Origin of the sequence: Alcaligenes sp. (genome assembly GCF_050255915.1) — a bacterium.
Taxonomy (GTDB): domain Bacteria; phylum Pseudomonadota; class Gammaproteobacteria; order Burkholderiales; family Burkholderiaceae_B; genus Alcaligenes; species Alcaligenes aquatilis.
Window position 1 is genome coordinate 151922 of record NZ_JBFWIQ010000005.1, and the last position, 19068, is coordinate 170989.

Sequence of the window (19068 nt, forward strand, 5' to 3'; positions counted from 1 at the left end):
CCAAAGGACGTTTACAGAACCCCTTTGGTCGAAGGCACCACGCCTTCGCTACGTGGGTCCAGCTCCAGAGCCATACGCAATGCTCGACCAAAGGCTTTAAACACGGTTTCGCACTGATGATGTGCGTTTTCGCCGCGCAGGTTATCGATGTGCATAGAAACCAGGGCGTGGTTGACAAAACCCTGGAAAAACTCGCGTGCCAAGTCTACATCGAACTGACCGATTCGTGCGCGGGTAAAGGGCACAAAATAAAACAGACCAGGGCGACCGGAGAAGTCCACGACGACGCGCGACAGGGCTTCGTCCAGCGGCACGTAGGAGTGGCCATAGCGGCGCAGACCGGCTTTGCTACCGACAGCCTTGGCAAATGCCTGGCCCAGCGCAATGCCGATATCTTCGACGGTATGGTGGTCGTCGATGTGGGTATCGCCCTCACAGTGCACATCCAAGTCGATCAGACCGTGGCGGGCAATCTGGTCCAGCATGTGGTCCAGAAAAGGCACACCGCTGTTGAGCGAGTGACGGCCGGTGCCGTCCAGGTTAACGGCCACGCGGATGCGGGTTTCATTGGTATTGCGGGTAATCTCGGCGGTACGCATATCAGAGCCGGCGGCAAGGCCGGTATCAGGATTGGTTCAATCGGAATTGCGCGCTGGCAGCGTGGGCGTACAGGCCCTCGCCTTGTGCCAGCGTAGCGGCTATGGGTCCCAGTGTCTGGGCGCCTGATTCTGAAACCTGAATAATGCTGCTGCGTTTCTGGAAATCGTAGACGCCCAACGGTGACGAGAAACGCGCAGTGCGTGCCGTCGGCAGGACATGGTTAGGCCCGGCACAGTAATCGCCCAGCGATTCGGAGCTGTAGGGGCCTAGGAAAATGGCGCCAGCATGGCGGATTTTGCCCAACAAGTCCTGGGCGTTCCGGGTAGAGACTTCCAGGTGTTCCGGCGCGATATGGTTGCTGATCTGACAGGCCTCGTCCAGATCGCGGACGTGGATCAGGGCTCCCCGGCCAGACAGGCTGCGACGGATGATGTCCTCGCGTGGCATGGTGGGTAACAAGCGTTCGATAGCGGCTTCAACCTGATCCAGAAAGTCGGCATCGGGGCACAGCAAGATGGCCTGGGCCAGCTCGTCGTGTTCGGCCTGGGAGAACAGGTCCATGGCCACCCAGTCGGCCGGAGCACTGCCGTCGCTGATGATCAGGATTTCGGAGGGGCCGGCAATCATGTCGATACCCACCACACCAAAGACGCGGCGTTTGGCAGCGGCTACATAGGCGTTGCCGGGGCCGACAATCTTGTCCACCGCAGGAATGGTATCCGTGCCGTAAGCCAAGGCGCCCACGGCTTGTGCGCCACCAATGGTGAACACGCGATCGACACCACCTAGGGCGGCGGCGGCCAGCACGATAGGGTTGCGCACGCCATCGGGTGTAGGCGTGACCATGATCAGTTCAGGAACACCCGCCACTTTGGCGGGAATGGCGTTCATCAGAACCGAGGAGGGGTAAGCGGCCTTGCCACCGGGAACATACAGTCCCACACGGTCCAAGGGGGTGACTTGCTGGCCCAGCACGGTGCCGTCGGCTTCTGTGTAGGTCCAGGTTTGGGCACGTTGATGTTCGTGATAACGGCGCACGCGCTCGGCGGCCTGCTCCAGTGCCTTGCGCTGATCGGCGGGCAGGCTGTCCAGGGCTGCAAACAGCTCTTTTTTAGAAATTTCCAGTGCCGAAGCCTGTTCAACGGCCAGTCGGTCAAAGCGCTGGGTGTAATCCAACAAGGCCGTGTCTCCCTCATGCTGGATACGATGCAGAATCTCGGCACAAGCGTGCTCGATAGACGCGTCTTCAGACGCTTCGTAAGCCAGTAGCGTGCGCAGTTCGGCATCGAACTGGGCGGATTGAGAGTTCAGGCGATGGATCAGTGACATGTCGCTATAGGAAAAAGCTAAGGATCAAGGGCCAGTGTATAACATTTCGCTTGCGCAAAAGGCGGTCTGCGTCTTTTGCGCAAGCAGGATTGTTCGGCTGTTTGTCCCCTGCAAGAAGCAGGGGAGATTTTACTCGTCCACCGAGGCGCGAGAGAAAGCGTCGATCAGGGGTTGTAGCTGGGTACCACGGTTTTTCATGGCAGCTTGATTGACGATCAAACGTGAGGAGATGGGGGTGATGTCTTCCACTTCCACTAGCTTGTTGGCACGCAGGGTGCCGCCGCTGGAGACCAGATCCACAATGGCGTCAGCCAGACCGACCAGCGGGGCCAGCTCCATGGAGCCATATAGCTTGATCAGGTCCACGTACACGCCTTTGCTGGCGAAGTGTTCGCGAGCCGCGCGCGTGTATTTGGTTGCGATACGCAAGCGCGAACCTTGTTTGACAGCCGAATGGTAGTCAAAGCCCTCCGCCACGGCTACGCACAGACGGCAACGGGCAATGTTCAGATCCACGGGCTGGTATAGACCGCCGGGGTGCTGTTCCATGTGCTCGTACAACACGTCCTTGCCGGCAATCCCGATATGGGCGGCACCGTATTGCACGTAGGTCGGCACGTCCGTGGCACGCACAATAATCAGACGCAGGTCCGGATTATTGGTGGGCAGGATCAGTTTGCGCGACGTTTCCGGGCTTTCCAGCACTTTGATGCCCGCCTCTTCCAGCAAAGGCAGGGTTTCGTCAAAAATCCGGCCTTTGGACAAGGCCAGCGTCAGAGGTTGATTTAAACCGGCGGGGCTCATTAGGTTTCCTTGCTGCTGATTCGCTCGATGTTGGCGCCTACGGCTTGAAGCTTGGCTTCCATACGGTCGTAGCCACGGTCCAGATGGTAGATGCGTTCGACGGTGGTGTCACCCCGAGCAGCCAGACCCGCAATGACCAAACTGGCCGACGCACGCAGGTCGGTTGCCATGACGGTAGCGCCCGTCAGGTAGGGGGCGCCGGTAACCACGGCCATATGGCCTTCGATATCAATCTGTGCACCCAGACGGTTCAATTCCTGCACGTGCATGTAGCGATTTTCAAAGATGGTTTCCACAACCGAGGCGGTGCCGTCGGCAATGGTGTTCAAGGCCATCAGTTGAGCCTGCATGTCGGTAGGGAAACCGGGATATTCGCTGGTGCGAAAGCTAACGGCCTTGGGGCGACCATTCATGCTGGCCTTGATCCAGTCTGGGCCGGTTTCAATGTGCAGACCGGCTTCGCGCAGCTTGTCCAGCGTGGCGCCCATGGCGTCAGCATCGGTATTGCGCAAGGTCAGTTCGCCACCGGTAGCGGCAACAGCACACAGGAAGGTGCCGGCTTCAATACGGTCGGGGCAGATGGTGTGCTTGGCACCGTGCAGGCGTTCGACACCGTCAATGACGATGCGGTCGGTGCCGTGGCCCTGGATCTTGGCGCCCATCTTGATCAGCAGCTCGGCCAGATCAATAATTTCTGGTTCGCGGGCCGCGTTCTCCAGAATGGTTTGGCCTTCTGCCAGGACAGCGGCCATCATCAGGTTTTCGGTGCCGGTGACTGTCACCATGTCCGTGCGCACCACTGCACCACGCAAGCGTTTGGCGCGGGCATTCACAAAGCCATGCTCGACATGGATTTCTGCACCCATGGCAGCCAGACCCTTGATGTGCTGATCTACCGGGCGTTGGCCAATGGCGCAACCACCGGGCAGGCTGACGCGGGCCTGGCCAAAGCGGGCCAGCAGGGGGCCCAGCACCAGAATCGAGGCGCGCATGGTTTTCACCAGTTCGTAGGGCGCTTCCAGATTGGTGATGTTGCCTGCATTAAGCTCCAGCGTGCCATTGCGCTCCTGGGTGACACCCAACTGGCCCAAGAGCTTCAGGGTGGTGTCGATATCGCGCAGACGCGGGACATTGTCCAGGTACACCGTATCGGCAGTCAGCAAACTGGCGCACAGAATAGGCAGAGCAGCGTTTTTGGCGCCAGAGACGGTGATCTCGCCATTGAGGCGTTGTCCGCCTGTGATGCGTAATTTATCCATTCGGATTGGCCTTGTATTCGTCGGGGGTCAGCGTGCGCATGGACAGGGCGTGGATTTCAGCTTTCATCCGGTCACCCAGGGCCTTGTAGACCAGTTGGTGACGCGCAATCAGGCGTTTGCCTTCAAAGGCGGTGCTGACGATCAGGGCCTCAAAGTGCGAACCATCGCCTTGCACTTGCAAGTGTTCACAGGGCAGGTTGTCGGCAATGTATTGGTGAACTTGTTCGGGAGTCGGCAACATGAGATCAATTCCGTAATTTATAGCCTGAGGCAAGCAGGCGTAGCGAAATCAGACACAGCGCAACAAAGACGCTGGCGACAACGGTCAGGCTGAACCAAGGAGAAATATCCGAGGCGGCAAAAAAACCGTAGCGGAATCCGTCAATGGTATAAAGCAACGGATTCCAGTGTGAAACAGTCTGCCAAAACGGCGGCAGGCTATGAATTGAATAGAACACACCTGACAAAAAGGTGGCGGGCATGATCAGAAAGTTCTGGAACGCGGCCAACTGGTCGAATTTTTCAGACCACAGGCCGGCGATCAAGCCTAAGGTGCCCATGATGCCGCAGGACAGGACGGCAAAGACCAATACCCACAAAGGCTTGGCCAGGGGCAAGGAGACAAAGAACAGGGACACCAACCAGACACAGAGGCCCACACAGATGCCACGGGCGATGGACGCCAGCAGATAAGCAGCGAAAATTTCGCGGTGCGACAGTGGCGGCAACAGGATAAAGACCAGATTGCCTGTGATGCGGCTTTGAATCAATGATGACGAGGGGTTGGCAAAGGCGTTTTGCAACATGCTCATCATCATCAGGCCCGGAATCAGGAAGGCGGTATAGGGCACGGAGTCGTACACCGTGACGCGACCTTCCAGTACGTGGGCGAAAATCAGCAAATACATCAGCGCTGTCAGCACCGGAGCGGCAATGGTCTGAAAGCCCACTTTCCAGAAACGCATCAGCTCTTTGCGCAGCAGTGTCGGGAAACCCGAGCCCATCTTGGGCTGAGGGGGCAGGCTCAGGGTGCCGATCTTGTTTGTGGGTGCGTCCGTGTTTTGTGGCACACCCCAGTGTTTGGGAGAGGGGTTCTGGTTCACAGTGCGACTCCCATTTTTCCTTCGTTGTGCATGATGCGCACAAATGCATCCTCCAGATCGTGGCCACCCGCGCGTTCCATAATGGCTTGTGTGGTATCCAGGGCGACAATCTTGCCACTCTTGAGCATGGCCAGTCGGCCACAGAGGGCCTGGGCTTCTTCCAGATAGTGGGTGGTCAGCAAGATGGTGTGGCCTTGTTGATTCAGACGAATGATGAATTCCCACAGCGTGCGGCGCAGGTCCACGTCCACACCGGCAGTGGGTTCATCCAGAATAATGACAGGGGGGCGATGGACCAGTGCCTGGGCAACCAGCACGCGGCGCTTCATGCCACCGGACAAGGCACGCATATTGGTGTCGGCCTTGTCGCTCAAGGCCAGATTGGCCAGGATCTCGTCGATCCAGTCGTCATTGTGTTTCAGGCCAAAATAGCCCGATTGCAGACGCAAGGTTTCACGAACAGTGAAAAAGGGATCATAAACAATTTCCTGTGGCACCACGCCCAGCGATTGGCGGGCTTTTTGGTACTGGGTGCGCACATCGTAACCACAGACACTGACCTGGCCGCTGGTGGGACGGGTCAGGCCCGCCAACATGGAAATCAGGGTTGTTTTGCCGGCGCCGTTGGGGCCGAGCAAGCCAAAAAACTCACCATGTTCGATAGTCAGGCTGACCTGATCGACGGCCAGAAAACCGGCATCGGAGCGGGGAGGGGAAAACAGGCTTTTGAGTCCCCGGCTTTGGGGGGCGAAGCGTTTGCTGACGTTATCGAGTTTGAAGGCGGACATGGCAATTTGGTTGGCCTGACGCGAGTGTGGCGGTACAAGTCGTCGCGGTAGCGTCTTTGTTAACTAAACAGGCCTACGCATGGGCGTAGACCTGTTTGGGGGTGATCAGGCTCTTTATTATAGAGTACGACTCTGGTCTGCTTAAGAAAGCTCGACCAAAGCGCCCGAGCTTGCCACGGCCTGTCTTAGCTGTTTTGCTTGTTCAGCGCCTGAATCAGGCCATCAATGCCACTTTGTTCAATTTGCTGGGCAAACTGGTTGCGGTAGTTTTGGATCAGCCAGATACCTTCCACGTTCAAGTCGTAGATTCTCCAGCCTTCAGGTGTTTTCTCCAGGCGGTAATCTACGCCAACCGGGCCACCGTTGGATTGGGTCAGCGAGGAGCGCACAACCACGTCGTCCGCATTGGCATCACCACGGAAAGGCAGAATGGTCAACTGGGTCTTGTCATCCACACGGGACAAGGCGCCGCTGTAGGTGCGAACCAAGGTGCCCTTGAAAGCCTCGACCAGTCTTTGGCGTTGATCTGCGCTGGCTTGGCGCCAGTAGCGGCCAGCGGACAGGCGAGTGGTCTTTTCCAGGTTCACGTACGGCATGATGTTTTCGTTCACAGCGGCCGTGATGGCAGCACGATCACCCTTGCGGATGGCCTCGCTTGCCTTGACAACTTGCAATGCCTGATTGCCAACCGTTTCAACAAACTTGTTGGGCTCGCCTTTAGGGTCGGCGGCTTGGGCGTGCGCGGCGACAGCATACAAACACAGGGCCAGCGCGGCACAGGTGGTCAGAACCCAGGAAATCAGGCGAGAGGGAGAGGACTGCAAAGCAGTCCCGCCCAAGGCGGGACGGGAAATCATAAAAAAACTCCGGAATAATGTTCTGCGGGCAGGGCGTTTTTATTCGTCTGCGTCCGAGTAGTCAGGCAGATCCTGGCTGGTGTCGCCACCAGTGCGGCGGTCTTGAACCATCGCATGGCGTCGTTGCAGGTAAGCGTCGCGTATGAAGCTGTAGCGGTCAAGGGCGATGTCGTTAACAAGTTTTTCTGTATCCAGCACGCCGGCGCGGGCATCCAGCGCCCACAGACCCATGATGCTGTTGCGTACCGGTACATCCTTGATCGCCATGATCGGGCCCGTGGAGGAAAAGCCTTCCAGGAAGCTGGTGCCGCGTGCCAAACCATCACGAACCGTGCTTGGGCCAAAGAAGGGCAGAACCACGTAAGGTCCAGGCTTGATGCCCCATACGCCCAGCGTTACGCCAAAGTCGTTGGGGATGCGCTCAGAGCCGTTCATGGTGGCAACGTCGATACAACCACCCAGGCCCATGGTGGAGTTGAACAGGACACGGCCCAGGGTGTTGAAGAAGTCAACATGCTCGCCTTGCAGGAAGCTGTTGACGGCCGACCAGGCATCGCCCAGGTTGTTGAAAATGTTACTAATGCAGGTGCGTGCAGGCTGCGGTGTCAGGGCGGTATAGCCTTCTGCAATGGGTTTGATCAGCGCGCCGTCCACGGTTTCGTTAAAAGCGTAGATGCCACGGTTCATGCTCTCCCATGGGTCCTGGGGGTTGGGGTTGGGCACATTGGCGCAACCGGCCACAAGGGCAGCACTGGCACCGACCAGGCTCAAACGGACTCCACGAGGCAGGGAGTAAGAGCGGCGAGTTGTTGTATTCATGGTTGTGTCGTCTGTAATGAGCATGAGTCAGCGGTTTACTACTCCGATTTGGAGCCGCCGTCATTGGAGGCCGTGTTGTAAAGGAACTTGCTGATCAGTTCCTCCAGCACAACCGCGCTTTGGGTATAGGTAATGGTGCTACCGCTTTGTAAATTCTTGTCGTCGCCGCCGGCAGTCAGACCTATGTATTGTTCACCCAACAGGCCCGAGGTCAAAATGGAGGCCGACGTGTCTACGGGGAATTTGTAGTGTTCGTCCATATCCAGTGTGACCACGGCTTTGAAGTCCTGATTGTCAAAACCAATGGAGCTGACTCGACCAACGACCACACCGCTGGCCTTGATGGGCGCACGTGGTTTCAGGCCACCTAGATTATCGAACTTGGCAGAGACCTGGTAGGTTTTGGCAAAGGAAAAAGAACTGAGGTTACCCGCCCGCAGAGCCAGGAATGCCAGTGCGACCAGCCCCAGCAAAACAAACAGGCCAACCCAGAAATCGGTTTTCTCGCGATTCATAGCTGAGCAATTCCTAAATAGTTAACTGAACATAAGGGCGGTGAGCAGGAAGTCCGTGCCCAATACCGCCAAAGCGCCGCTGACAACGGTGCGTGTGGTCGCGCGAGAAACGCCTTCGGGCGTGGCCTTGGCATGCCAGCCCATATACAGCGCAATCAAGGTCACGATCAGGCCAAATACCAGGCTCTTGATCACACCGTTGAGTACGTCATCAATCACATCGACGCCATTTTGCATCTGTGACCAAAAGGCGCCGGCATCAATGCCGATCATTTGTACGCCGACGATATAGCCGCCCAAAATACCGACCATGGAAAAGACGGCGGCCAGAATAGGCATGGCAATAATGCCACCCCAAAAACGCGGCACCAGCAGGCGTCGCAAGGGGTCGACTGCCATGACTTCCATGGCAGCAATCTGTTCACCGGCTTTCATCAAACCGATCTCGGCAGTGAGCGACGTACCGGCCCGACCAGCGAACAGCAAAGCGGTCACAACGGGGCCCAGTTCTCGTACCAAAGACAGGGCGACCAGCAGACCCAGCGCCTCTTCGGAACCATAACGATTCAGCGTGTAATAGCCTTGCAAGCCCAGCACAAAACCGACGAACAGGCCGGAAACGGCAATGATCAGCAGCGAATAGTTGCCGATAAAGTGAATTTGCTGGGAAACCAGACGGGGGCGGCGCCACAGCAGCGATGAACGTGCTAGCAAGGCAGCAAAAAGGCGGCTGAATGCGCCCAGCCCGTAAATGCTGTTGCGTATCGTAGTGCCTAGCGCGCTAATCGGGGCGGTAATGAAGTTCATGAGCGCGTTGTCCGATTTTGGAGCCAGGCTTCAAAAGCCGGGGTAACGGGGTAATTAAAGGCGATGGGGCCATCGGGTTCGCCACGCAGGAACTGTTGCACGTAGGGATCTTTGGAGGCGCGCAGCTCGGTGGGCGTGCCTTGGGTTAGCAAACGTCCCTGGCCAACCATATAGACTTGATCAGCAATGGCAAAAGATTCGGCCACATCGTGCGTAATCAGTACCGAAGCGCAGTTCAGGCGATCCGTCAGGTCTCGAATCAGTTGTGCGGTAATGCCCATAGAAATAGGATCCAGGCCGGCAAAGGGTTCATCGTACAGAATCAGCTCGGGCTCCAGCACAATGGCGCGAGCCAAGGCAACCCGGCGGGCCATACCGCCAGAGATTTCATTGATGCCCAAATGGGCGGCGGCACGCAGGCCAACGGCGTCCAGCTTGTCCAGCACACGATCTTCAATGGCGGGTTCAGAATCGTTTGTTAGCTCCCGTAAAGGGAAAGCCACGTTTTCAAATACGTTCAGGTCGGTAAACAGGGCACCCTGCTGAAACAGTACACCCATGCGTTGACGCGTCTGGCGCAGGGCCTCGCCGTCCAGCTTGGCCAGGTCCTGGCCAAAAACCGTGACCGTGCCTTTTTGGGCGCGAATTTGCCCAGTAGCAGCACGCAGAAGTGTTGTTTTTCCGGAACCCGATCCCCCCATCATGGCAACGACCTGGCCTTTCTGGACGGTCATGGACACGTCCGCCAGTACGGTAAAAGCACCATAACCCAGCGAGGCAGAATCCAGATTTAGTACGGCTTGGTCAGTATTTACAGCCATGTCGCGGGCAAAAGGGAGGTAAAAGGACCTGCCATTGTACTGCTTGCAGCTCTGGCGGCTCAATGTCTTGCGCTTTCTGAACACAGGATCGTGACGCTTTTATGACCCATTTTGTGGCGCTTGATACAGCCACTTACTTAAAGTCGGGGCTAGCGATGAAGTCCTCATGTTTACGGGGCGAATTTATCTTAGGTGGCGGGCTGTATCAAGGCAAAGAGCAATCCGCCACCTGCCAGTAACCATAAAGGGTTGATGCGACTTAGCAGCAGAATGGCCGTACAGGCCAGAGCTGTGCCCCAGGCCCACAATCCGCCTTGAGCCGCTTTTAGGATTGTGCCGCTGGCGGCCAGGATCATGCCTGCGGCAATGGGTAGTAGCCCGATTTCAATAGCGCGGATGATGCGCGTGCCCTCATGGCGTTTCCAGATGGTCGCCAAGTAGTAGATCAGTAAGGCCGATGGTAGAAAAATGGCTACGGATGCGGCCAGGGCACCGGCCCAGCCTGCTGCCTTCCAACCCACCAGAGTCACAAGCAAGGATTTCGGGCCGGGTGTCAGGCGCGACAGGGCGAACAGGTCCAGAAACTCCTGATTGTTGAGCCAGCCATGGATTTCTACCGATTGCCGGTGAATTTCCGGGATGATGCTCTGCCCGCCGCCTATAGTCAGAAAAGACAGAGGCGCGAACACGCGCATGAGCTGGAACAGGACCGTGATCATGATTGTGCTGCCGATGAATCCCCAAGCTGTAGCCAGGCGTACCAGACGGACAGCGGCGCACAGATCAGAATAACGGGGATCAGGCTCCATTCCATGACGAAAATGCCGAGAAAAACCGCCAACATGATCGCAATTGGCACAATTCCGGTAGCTGCGCTGCGCGCCGAGCGTACGCCCATTTCAAGCGACAGACCGATGGCGGCTGCGGCAATCCCGGCCATGGCCTGAGGCACCAGGGTAGAGCCTGTCAGTTGTTCTAGACCAATCAGCATGAAAATGGCCAGGAGCAGCGGGGGAAGCACCATGCCCAGCGTGGCAAGCAAAGCTCCAGGTCCGGCCAGCAGACGGTAACCAATCCAGATAGAGAGATTCACCACATTGATGCCGGGTAGTGCCTGGGATAGGGCCAGACCGCTCAGAAAGTCTGCCTGGCTCATCAGGCGTCGCTGGACGACAAACTCGCGCATTAGCCAGCCACTCAAGCCCCCGCCAAAGCTGGTCAGGCCAATTCGGGCAAAGATCAGAAACAGAGCGCTTAAGGATAAAGGGGGAGCTTCTTGAGACCGGGTCATAGGGCAATGAAGGCGGATAGGGCTCGTCAAAAGTGGAAGTTTGAGCATTCTGGCATACAAATTAAGCCGTTTTTGCCCTCTCGTGGGCTCGGGTAGGGGGCTGATCCTCCTTGCCAAAGGTGCTGCGGTGCCTTTATCAGTAAGAGCATGGCTGCTGGGCAGGGATGGCTCCAAGCTCTTGCCATCCCCAAGTGTTCCTTATTTGTTTGAAATGTTTAAAGAAAAAAATTAATTAAAGTAAATCAAAAAATTAAATAAAAATGAATTGAAATAAATAAGAAAAAATTAAATAAACAACTTGAAACCATGTGTGGTGCCAGCTTGATAGGGTATGAAGCAATTGCTGATAATGAAGGGGGGAATAGGCTTTTTATAGGTTCAATCTATTGAAATAAAAGACATTGAAACGACCGTTTGAATTTTATGCAAAGAAGTCTAAGTGAATGGACAGGCCGGCCAGGATCAGAACATGGACCGTTTTATGAAGACGGATTTGATCTATGCTCATCTTTGATTGAAAATAAAAAAGACTTTATGGTCTTAAAGCCGGTTGTGCGTGTACGATTATTCGATTGCCTCGCATCGTAGAGCGTCCTTTTGGGGCCTTATGCTGCGTGGGGTTTCAGTTTCCTGGAGACAAACCTATGACATCTAGTTCAGCCAGTGCAGTGACGGGCAGTGCCCGTACCTTGCGTCGGGTCGCCGTGTGCGGTGCCGGCGTCATGGGCGCGCAAATTGCCGCTCATTGCGTCAATGCAGGCATACCAGTAGTTCTGTTTGATCTGCCCGCCCGCGAGGGTCCAAAAAATGGCATTGCCATTCGTGCCATTGCCAATCTGCGCAAAATGAATCCCGCTCCTTTAGGTACGCCAGACTTGGCTGACCTGATCGAACCCGCCAACTACGAAGACAATCTGGATCGTCTGGCCGATTGCGATCTGGTGATCGAAGCCATTGCCGAGCGTCTGGACTGGAAGCAGGATTTGTATCGCAAAATCGGGCCAGCACTGAACCCTAGTGCCATCATTGCCAGCAACACGTCCGGTTTGTCCATCACGTCCTTGGCGGACGTTCTGCCTGAAGCGCTGCGCCCACGTTTTTGCGGCGTGCACTTTTTCAACCCACCGCGCTACATGAGCCTGGTGGAGCTGATCCCCACGAAATACACCCAGCCCGAGCTGCTGGATGTTCTGGAAACTTTCCTGGTATCGCAGTTGGGCAAGGGCGTGGTTCGCGCCAAAGATACCCCCAACTTTATCGGTAACCGTATTGGTGTTTTTGGCATTCTGTCCGTGTTCGAGCAGGCTCGCCGCTTCTCCCTGACCTACGAGCAGGTTGATGAATTGACGGGCACACGCCTGGGCCGCGCCAAATCGGGTACTTACCGTACCGCCGACGTCGTTGGTCTGGATACGCTGGCACACGTGATCCGCACCATGCAGGATCAACTGCCCGATGACAGCTTCAAAGCACACTTTGGCCTGCCGCCAGAAGTGCAGGGCCTGATTGATGCGGGCGCCTTGGGTCAAAAGACCGGCGCCGGTTTCTTCCGCAAGAAGGGTCGCGAGATTCAGCGTTTCGATGCCCAGCAGCGTGATTACGTGGCCGCTGACCAGAAAATTGATCCCGATGTGGCCGCCATTTTGGCCGTACGTGACCCGGCTGAGCGCCTGCGTCAGCTGCGCGAGTCCGACAAGCCTCAGGCTCAATTCGTGTGGGCGGTGCTGCGTGATACCTTCCACTACAGCGCCATTCATCTGCAAGACATTGCCGACAACGCACGTCAGCTGGATCTGGCCTTGAAATGGGGCTTTGGCCACAAGCAAGGCCCGTTCGAGATCTGGCAGGCTGCCGGATGGCGTCAGGTGACGGAGTGGATCAACCAGGACATTCAAGAGGGCAAGACGCTGAGCAGCCAGGCGCTGCCAGACTGGGCGACTCGTGGTCCTGTGTGGGAAGCGCAAGGTGTACACACCGCCGCTGGCTCCTGGAATCCTTCGCAAAGCCGTTTTGAAGGCCGTAGCCATCTGCCTGTTTACCAGCGTCACATTGGCACACCTTTGCTGGTTGGCGAGGTCGAATCTCTGGAAACCACCACCGTTTTTGAAGATGAGTCGGTGCGTTGCTGGACACTGCCCGCGCCGCACCCACAAGATGTGCTGATCGTGTCCTTCAAGACCAAGATGCACACGCTAAGCCCCGGTGTGGTCAATGGCATGTTCAAGGCCATTGAATTGGCCGAAGCCTCGTATCAGGCGCTGGTGGTGGCCCAGGAGGGTGATCCATTCTCCGCAGGCGCGGACCTGAAAGCCATTTTGCCCGTGTTCGAGAAAGAAGGTGTGGCCGGCGTTGAGCCTGTGGAACGTGCCATGCAGGACATGGTTTTGCGTATCCGTTACGCCCAAGTGCCGGTGGTGGCTGCTGTGGCCGGTCTGGCACTGGGTGGCGGTTGCGAACTGGCTGTGCATTGCGCGCACCGCGTCGCTCACTTCGAGTCCTACATTGGTCTGGTTGAAGTGGGTGTGGGTCTGGTTCCAGGCGCAGGTGGTCTGGCTTACTCGGCTCGTCGCTCTGCTGAACTGCAAGCCATGGGTGCACCCGATGCCCCGCTGCTGGCCTATCTGAAGCGTTTTGCTCTGGCTATAGCCAGCGCCCAGGTGTCGCGCTCCGCTCTGGACGCCCGTCAGCTTGGTTTCCTGAAAGAGTCTGACACCATCGTCATGAACCGCCAAGAACTGGTTTACGTGGCCGTACGTCAGGCACAGGCTCTGGCCAGCGCTGGTTGGCGTGCGCCATTGCCACGTCGCTTCCCGGTTGCCGGTCGCGATGGCATCGCCACGCTGAAAGCACAGTTGGTGAACATGAAAGAAGGTGGTTTCATCTCGGAATATGACTTCCATATTGCCGAGAAAGTCGTAACCGTGATCTGCGGGGGCGATGTGGATCCCGGCTCGCTGGTGGATGAAGCCTGGATGATGGCGCAAGAGCGGCAGGCTTTCCTGGAGCTGCTCAATTCCCCCAAGACCCAGGAACGTATCACTGGGATGTTGAGCACTGGCAAGCCAGTGCGTAACTAGAGCGGATCAAGGAGTAGACATGACTGTACAACAAGCTTATATCGTCGCTGCCAAGCGGACGCCCATCGGAAAAGCGCCTCGCGGTGTGTTTTCGTCCTACCGCCCTGACGAGCTCTTGGCGGAAGCCATTCGCGGCATGCTGGCCGATGTACCGAAACTGGACCCTGCCGCCATCGAAGAAGTGGTAGCCGGTTGCGCCCTGCCTGAAGGCCCGCAAGGCTTTAACGTTGCGCGTATCTCTGCCTTGCTGGCAGGCCTGCCGCACACCGTGGCCGGGATGACCGTCAACCGTTTCTGCGCCTCGGGTTTGAGCGCCATTGCGATTGCTGCTGACCGTATCCGTACGGGCCAGGCAGACATCATCGTGGCTTCGGGTGTGGAATCCATGAGTCAGGTGCCGGTGATGGGTGTGAACACCACGTTCAGCCCCGAGATTTTCACTTCGGACGAGAACTACGGGATCGCTTACGGCATGGGTCTGACTGCTGAAGAAGTAGCGCGTCAGTGGAAAGTGTCCCGTGAGGATCAGGATGCGTTTGCCTTGACCTCGCACCAGAAAGCCATCAAGGCGTGGGAATCGGGCGAGTTCACGGGCGAAGTTCTGCCTGTAACGGTGACACGTCGTCAACCGAACCTGAGCACGCAGGAAATCTCCGTCAAAACCCAAGTGGTTGATCGTGACGAGGGTCCACGCCCTGATACCAGCCTGGAAGTGCTGGGCAAGCTGCGCCCCGTCTTTGCTGCGCGTGGCTCGGTCACGGCCGGCAACAGTTCGCAGACTTCGGACGGGGCAGGTGCCTTGCTGGTTGTTTCCGAGCGTGCCTTGCGCGAACACAATTTGACACCGCTGGCCCGCTTCGTGACCTTCTCGGTCCGTGGTGTGCCTCCGCAGATCATGGGTATTGGTCCTAAAGAAGCCGTGCCTCATGCGCTGGCCTTGGCTGGCCTGAAGCAAGACCAGATGGACTGGATCGAGCTGAACGAAGCCTTTGCGGCTCAATCTCTGGCGGTGATTCGTGATCTGGGTCTGGACCCCGAGCGCGTCAATCCGCTGGGCGGTGCTATTGCCATGGGTCACCCTCTGGGTGCAACTGGTGCCATGCGTGCCGCTACCGTGGTTCATGCCTTGCAGCGTCGTCAGCTGAAATACGGCATGCTCACCATGTGTATCGGTACAGGCATGGGGGCCGCCGGGATTTTCGAGCGGACATAATTTCCGATCTGCTGCTGTTTCTATCGTTGCTGGACAAAGCCGCCTTCGGGCGGCTTTTTATTGGGCGTTCCCTGCATCGGTGGGCAATAGCGCAATACGTGTAAGCAAATTTGCTTAAAACCCGCTAAATGTCAAAAAAGTAAAGTTTTGTTGTTGTCATAGAGTAGACATGGGCTCGCGCCATAGTCCTTTTCATTGTGTTGAACAGCTCACACGGAGGATGTATGGGATTGCCCTCGCGCATGGTGTCCAGCCTGCATGTTCCCCCCATGTTCTGGCAGGGACGAGTCAAGGCTCGTCTGGAGTCGGGGCAGTTTGAGGTCGACTGCGGCGAGCGCTGCTGGATTGTACCGCAGGCCGTCAGTTGCCTGGTGCAGCCGCAAGTGGGCGACAAGGTCTGGGTAGGCGGTGCCGATGGCGAGCAGGCCTATGTGTTCGCCGTGCTGGAGCGTCCCCAGGGTGGGGCTTTGCATCTGGTCGCCGACCAAGGCTTGCATGTGCAGGCAGCGCAGGGCGGGGTGCATATCCAGTCCGAGGCGGACCTGACCTTGCAGGCAGGTGGCCATTTGCGCCAATCCGGCCGGGAGATGAGCCTGACCGCTGGCACGCTGCGGATCTTGTCGCGCGTTCAGGAGACCGTGGCGGATCGCCTGTCCCAAGTGTGCAATCACGTATTTCGTCTGACTGAAAAAGAGGAGCGTTGGCGTGGGGGCCGCATGGACGTGCAGGCCCAGCATCAAATGCGTTTGCATGCCCGCCATACCTTGATGACTGCGCGCGAGCTGGTCAAAGTCGACGCTGACCAAATCCATATGGGGTAAGCATGCTGACAGAACGCCTTGTACAAGTGCATAGCCCGCTGGGGCCGGAAGTTTTGATGTTTCAGGCTCTGCAAGGTCGGGAAGCCTTGTCCCAGCCTTTTGAATTGCAGGTGGATGTGGTCTGCAATACCCCCTTGCTGGATTTGCGCAGCTTGCTGGGCGAGTCCCTGAGCCTGGAAATCAAAACACCTTATGCGGTGCCGCGCTTTCTGGATGGCCGTATCAGCGCATTTCGCCTGATGGGTAAAACCGGCCGCAGCGACCGCTTCTACACGTATAGGGCCACCTTGCGCCCCTGGCTCTGGTTCTTGAGCCAGAACATGGACAGCCGGATCTTTCAGGAAAAGACCGTGCCCGAGGTTTTGCAGGACGTGCTGGGCCGCTACCCCTTTGCCTGGGAGTCGCGCCTGACACAGGACTACCCGCGTCAAACCTATTGCGTCCAGTATCAGGAAAGCGACTTTCAGTTTGTTAGCCGCTTGATGGAGCGCGAGGGGATTTACTACTGGTTTGAGCATCGTAATGGCGCCCATACCCTGGTGATGGCCGACGATGTGGGGCAACATGCGGCTGCGCCCTGGCTTTCTGAGCTGCCCTTTGTTTCCCCCGACCGGGTAGCGCATCCCGATGTTGAGCATATCCATGCCTGGCACCCGTATGAGCAAGTCACTCCGGGCCGCTATGCGACAGCTGACTACGACTATTGCAAGCCGGGAGCCAGCCTGGACGCCACGCGTAGCAACCCGGCTGAACACGCCTTGGGTGATCTGGAAGTCTACGAATGGGCGGGTGGCTACACCGAGCCTCAACATGGTGAACATTACTCCCGCTTGCGGCTGGAAGCTTTGCAGGCAGTACGTAGCCAGGCACAAGCCCAGACTAATGCGCGTGGTGTCGCGCCGGGTTATTTGCTGTCCGTACGCAATCATCCACGCCCTGAGGACAACCGCGATTATCTGGTGACCCAAGTCGATTACGACTTTCTGGATGTAGGCCATACCGGCGAGAGCGGTATGGCCAGTCACTACTTCATTGATTTTCTGGTGATCCCGTCCAGCCAGCCGTATCGCCCTTTGCGACGCACACCTATTCCGCGTACCTACGGCCCGCAAACGGCCAAGGTGGTGGGCAAGAGCGGCGAGCAGCTGTGGACCGATCAATATGGTCGCATCAAGGTTCAGTTTTTGTGGGATCGCTACGGGCAGGCCAATGAAAACAGCTCCTGCTGGCTGCGTGTTTCCAGCCCGTGGGCAGGTGGTGGGTTTGGTGGCATTCAACTGCCCCGAGTGGGCGACGAAGTGATTGTGGATTTTCTGGGAGGCGACCCGGATCGGCCCATTGCTGTCGGTCGTGTGTATAACGCCAGCAATATGCCGCCCTGGAACTTGCCGGACAATGCCACACAAAGCGGCTTTTTAAGTCGTTCCAAAGACGGTGACCCCAGCAACGCCAACGCCTTCATGTTCGAGGACAGAGCTGGGCAGGAGCGTATCTGGCTGCATGCCGAGCGTAATCTGGATACGGAAGTTGAGGGCGATGAAACCCACACCGTCGATGGCAATCGGACGACGGTGGTCACAGGCCATGACACCTTGAGTGTCACGGCAACCCGCACAACAACGGTGCAGGATCTGGAAACCGAGACATTCAATAGCGGCGTCGTACGTACGGTCATCGGGGATCTGGTTGAAACCATAGAAGGTGAGCAGACCCGAACTCATACCGGTGATGTGACGCGTACCGTGACGGGCAATGTCACCGACACGTTGACAGGCGATTTGACCCGAACCATTACCGGCGAGGTCACCCATACGGTCACGGGCGATGTCACGGATTCCATCACCGGCACTCGCAACTCTACCCAAACCGGCGATTACACCCGCACGATTACCGGCGCGGTGGATTACACCGTGACTGGCGATGTCAAAGAAACCATTACGGGTGATGTGGACCTGACCACCACCGGCAATGTCACTGACACCCTGACTGGCAATCTGACCAAAAGCATTTCCGGTCCTGTGGACATTACCGCCTCAGCGGGCGTGAACATTACTACGCCTAGCTGGAAGGTGAATGTCACGGGTGTTGAAAAGTGGTGGATCCCGCATACCGAAAAAGTGACGGGGTTCCGCCTGAACGGCACGATTTCCTCGCTGGATGCATGGGGTATTCGGGCACAGGGCTATCTGGTCAATTTCCAGGCTGCCGTCATGAAGATGGACCACTCGGCCTTCAAGGACGAGAAAGCCTACGCCGCGATCAAGACCAGTGCGGTGTATCTGGGTAAGCAGGCGGTACGCGTCGGCAGCTCGGCGCTGCGTTTGGCCAAGTCCGGCTTGCACATCTTTTTTTAAGGACGTCCGCGACGATGCTGGGACAGTTTATGTGGATGGCTTTCAGCGCCTTGATGGGGGCCATCATGATTTCGATTGGTATTGCCCTGGAGTGGCGGGATTGGCTGCCTTATCTGGTCATCTTGCCCATGCTGATCGCAGTGGGTGGTTTTGTCGCCGGGTATCGGGGTTTTACGCGCTATTGGCGTGCTCGTCCTGAGGAACTCTTGTATCAGCGCCTGCATCGTGCCGAGGTCGTACCTCAACAGGCCGTGATCGTATCTCAGGATGAGCTGCTGCCAGAAGTTTTCAAATCTGCTTATCCGCTAGTGCGCCTGGGCCTGGACGTAGATGGCCAGAAAACCCATGTGGATGTGCTGGTGCAGCCCGAACTGAACAAGCGATTCAAACCGGGTAATTGGGTCAGCGTACTGTGTGATCCGGCCAATGCTCAGCTGTGTGCTCTGAACCGTGAACAGGTGACCTTGCAGTTGAAACCCGCCGCCAACTCCTATGGGGATTGATTGATGGTGGCGTTGGCTTTGCAGTTGAACAGGGATGATGCACACGCTGGTCCGAGGCAGTCAGGCAGTGCTCTTGACTCAAGCCAGTCCTGCTCGTGCTCTCCCAA

The 19068-nt window shown here is 57.1% G+C and carries 19 protein-coding genes; 5 read left to right on the plus strand and 14 right to left on the minus strand.

Annotated elements, in window-relative coordinates; all coding sequences use genetic code 11:
• Positions 1-11: 11 nt before the first annotated feature.
• The 14 genes from hisB to AB7E06_RS08305 form a co-directional block, all read right to left on the minus strand.
• Positions 12-599: an imidazoleglycerol-phosphate dehydratase HisB gene (hisB, locus tag AB7E06_RS08240; RefSeq protein ID WP_094197990.1), complete on the minus strand. Its 588-nt coding sequence runs from the start codon at positions 597-599 to the stop codon at positions 12-14.
• 25 nt (positions 600-624) lie between these two features.
• Positions 625-1929, minus strand: coding sequence for a histidinol dehydrogenase (gene hisD / locus AB7E06_RS08245; protein ID WP_427956214.1), 1305 nt, complete (start codon positions 1927-1929; stop codon positions 625-627).
• Positions 1930-2058: 129 nt separating this feature from the next.
• A complete protein-coding gene (gene hisG / locus AB7E06_RS08250) occupies positions 2059-2733 on the minus strand; it encodes an ATP phosphoribosyltransferase (protein WP_094197988.1) in 675 nt (224 codons plus the stop codon).
• Positions 2733-3992 carry a UDP-N-acetylglucosamine 1-carboxyvinyltransferase gene (murA, locus tag AB7E06_RS08255; protein WP_094197987.1) on the minus strand — a complete coding sequence of 420 codons (1260 nt, stop codon included), beginning with the start codon at positions 3990-3992 and terminating at the stop codon, positions 2733-2735. The genes hisG and murA overlap by 1 nt, the downstream gene beginning before the upstream one ends.
• Entirely contained in the window at positions 3985-4233 is a 249-nt protein-coding gene (locus AB7E06_RS08260; protein ID WP_009455487.1) for a BolA family protein, read from the minus strand. The genes murA and AB7E06_RS08260 overlap by 8 nt, the downstream gene beginning before the upstream one ends.
• Positions 4234-4237: 4 nt before the next feature.
• Complete coding sequence (locus AB7E06_RS08265) at positions 4238-4996, minus strand: ABC transporter permease (RefSeq protein WP_094198456.1); 759 nt, start codon at positions 4994-4996, stop codon at positions 4238-4240.
• 95 nt (positions 4997-5091) lie between these two features.
• Positions 5092-5883, minus strand: coding sequence for an ABC transporter ATP-binding protein (locus AB7E06_RS08270; RefSeq protein WP_108728398.1), 792 nt, complete (start codon positions 5881-5883; stop codon positions 5092-5094).
• 185 nt (positions 5884-6068) lie between these two features.
• Positions 6069-6740, minus strand: a complete 672-nt coding sequence (locus AB7E06_RS08275; protein WP_094197985.1) for an MlaC/ttg2D family ABC transporter substrate-binding protein — start codon at positions 6738-6740, stop codon at positions 6069-6071.
• Positions 6741-6779: 39 nt separating this feature from the next.
• Positions 6780-7559 (minus strand): MlaA family lipoprotein, encoded by a 780-nt coding sequence (locus AB7E06_RS08280; protein WP_249460452.1) that lies wholly within the window; start codon positions 7557-7559, stop codon positions 6780-6782.
• Between the two features lie 38 nt (positions 7560-7597).
• Complete coding sequence (mlaD, locus tag AB7E06_RS08285) at positions 7598-8074, minus strand: outer membrane lipid asymmetry maintenance protein MlaD (protein WP_094197984.1); 477 nt, start codon at positions 8072-8074, stop codon at positions 7598-7600.
• 21 nt (positions 8075-8095) lie between these two features.
• A complete protein-coding gene (gene mlaE, locus AB7E06_RS08290) occupies positions 8096-8881 on the minus strand; it encodes a lipid asymmetry maintenance ABC transporter permease subunit MlaE (RefSeq protein ID WP_427956223.1) in 786 nt (261 codons plus the stop codon).
• Entirely contained in the window at positions 8878-9702 is an 825-nt protein-coding gene (locus tag AB7E06_RS08295; RefSeq protein ID WP_094197983.1) for an ABC transporter ATP-binding protein, read from the minus strand. Before AB7E06_RS08295 ends, mlaE begins: the two co-directional genes overlap by 4 nt.
• A 188-nt stretch (positions 9703-9890) precedes the next feature.
• Positions 9891-10421 carry a chromate transporter gene (locus AB7E06_RS08300; RefSeq protein ID WP_249460448.1) on the minus strand — a complete coding sequence of 177 codons (531 nt, stop codon included), beginning with the start codon at positions 10419-10421 and terminating at the stop codon, positions 9891-9893.
• Entirely contained in the window at positions 10418-10993 is a 576-nt protein-coding gene (locus AB7E06_RS08305) for a chromate transporter (RefSeq protein ID WP_094197981.1), read from the minus strand. The genes AB7E06_RS08300 and AB7E06_RS08305 overlap by 4 nt, the downstream gene beginning before the upstream one ends.
• Positions 10994-11715: 722 nt before the next feature.
• Here AB7E06_RS08305 and AB7E06_RS08310 point away from each other — a divergent pair.
• The 5 genes from AB7E06_RS08310 to AB7E06_RS08330 all read left to right on the plus strand — a co-directional run bounded on the left by AB7E06_RS08310 (position 11716) and on the right by AB7E06_RS08330 (position 18961).
• A complete protein-coding gene (locus AB7E06_RS08310) occupies positions 11716-14070 on the plus strand; it encodes a 3-hydroxyacyl-CoA dehydrogenase/enoyl-CoA hydratase family protein (protein WP_427956420.1) in 2355 nt (784 codons plus the stop codon).
• Positions 14071-14089: 19 nt separating this feature from the next.
• Complete coding sequence (locus tag AB7E06_RS08315) at positions 14090-15283, plus strand: acetyl-CoA C-acyltransferase (protein WP_427956228.1); 1194 nt, start codon at positions 14090-14092, stop codon at positions 15281-15283.
• 224 nt (positions 15284-15507) lie between these two features.
• A complete protein-coding gene (locus tag AB7E06_RS08320; protein WP_121739824.1) occupies positions 15508-16104 on the plus strand; it encodes a DUF3540 domain-containing protein in 597 nt (198 codons plus the stop codon).
• A gap of 2 nt (positions 16105-16106) precedes the next feature.
• Entirely contained in the window at positions 16107-18458 is a 2352-nt protein-coding gene (locus tag AB7E06_RS08325; RefSeq protein ID WP_121739823.1) for a type VI secretion system Vgr family protein, read from the plus strand.
• A gap of 14 nt (positions 18459-18472) precedes the next feature.
• On the plus strand, positions 18473-18961 hold the full coding sequence (locus tag AB7E06_RS08330) for a hypothetical protein (protein WP_121739822.1): 489 nt from the start codon (positions 18473-18475) through the stop codon (positions 18959-18961).
• Positions 18962-19068 lie beyond the last annotated feature (107 nt).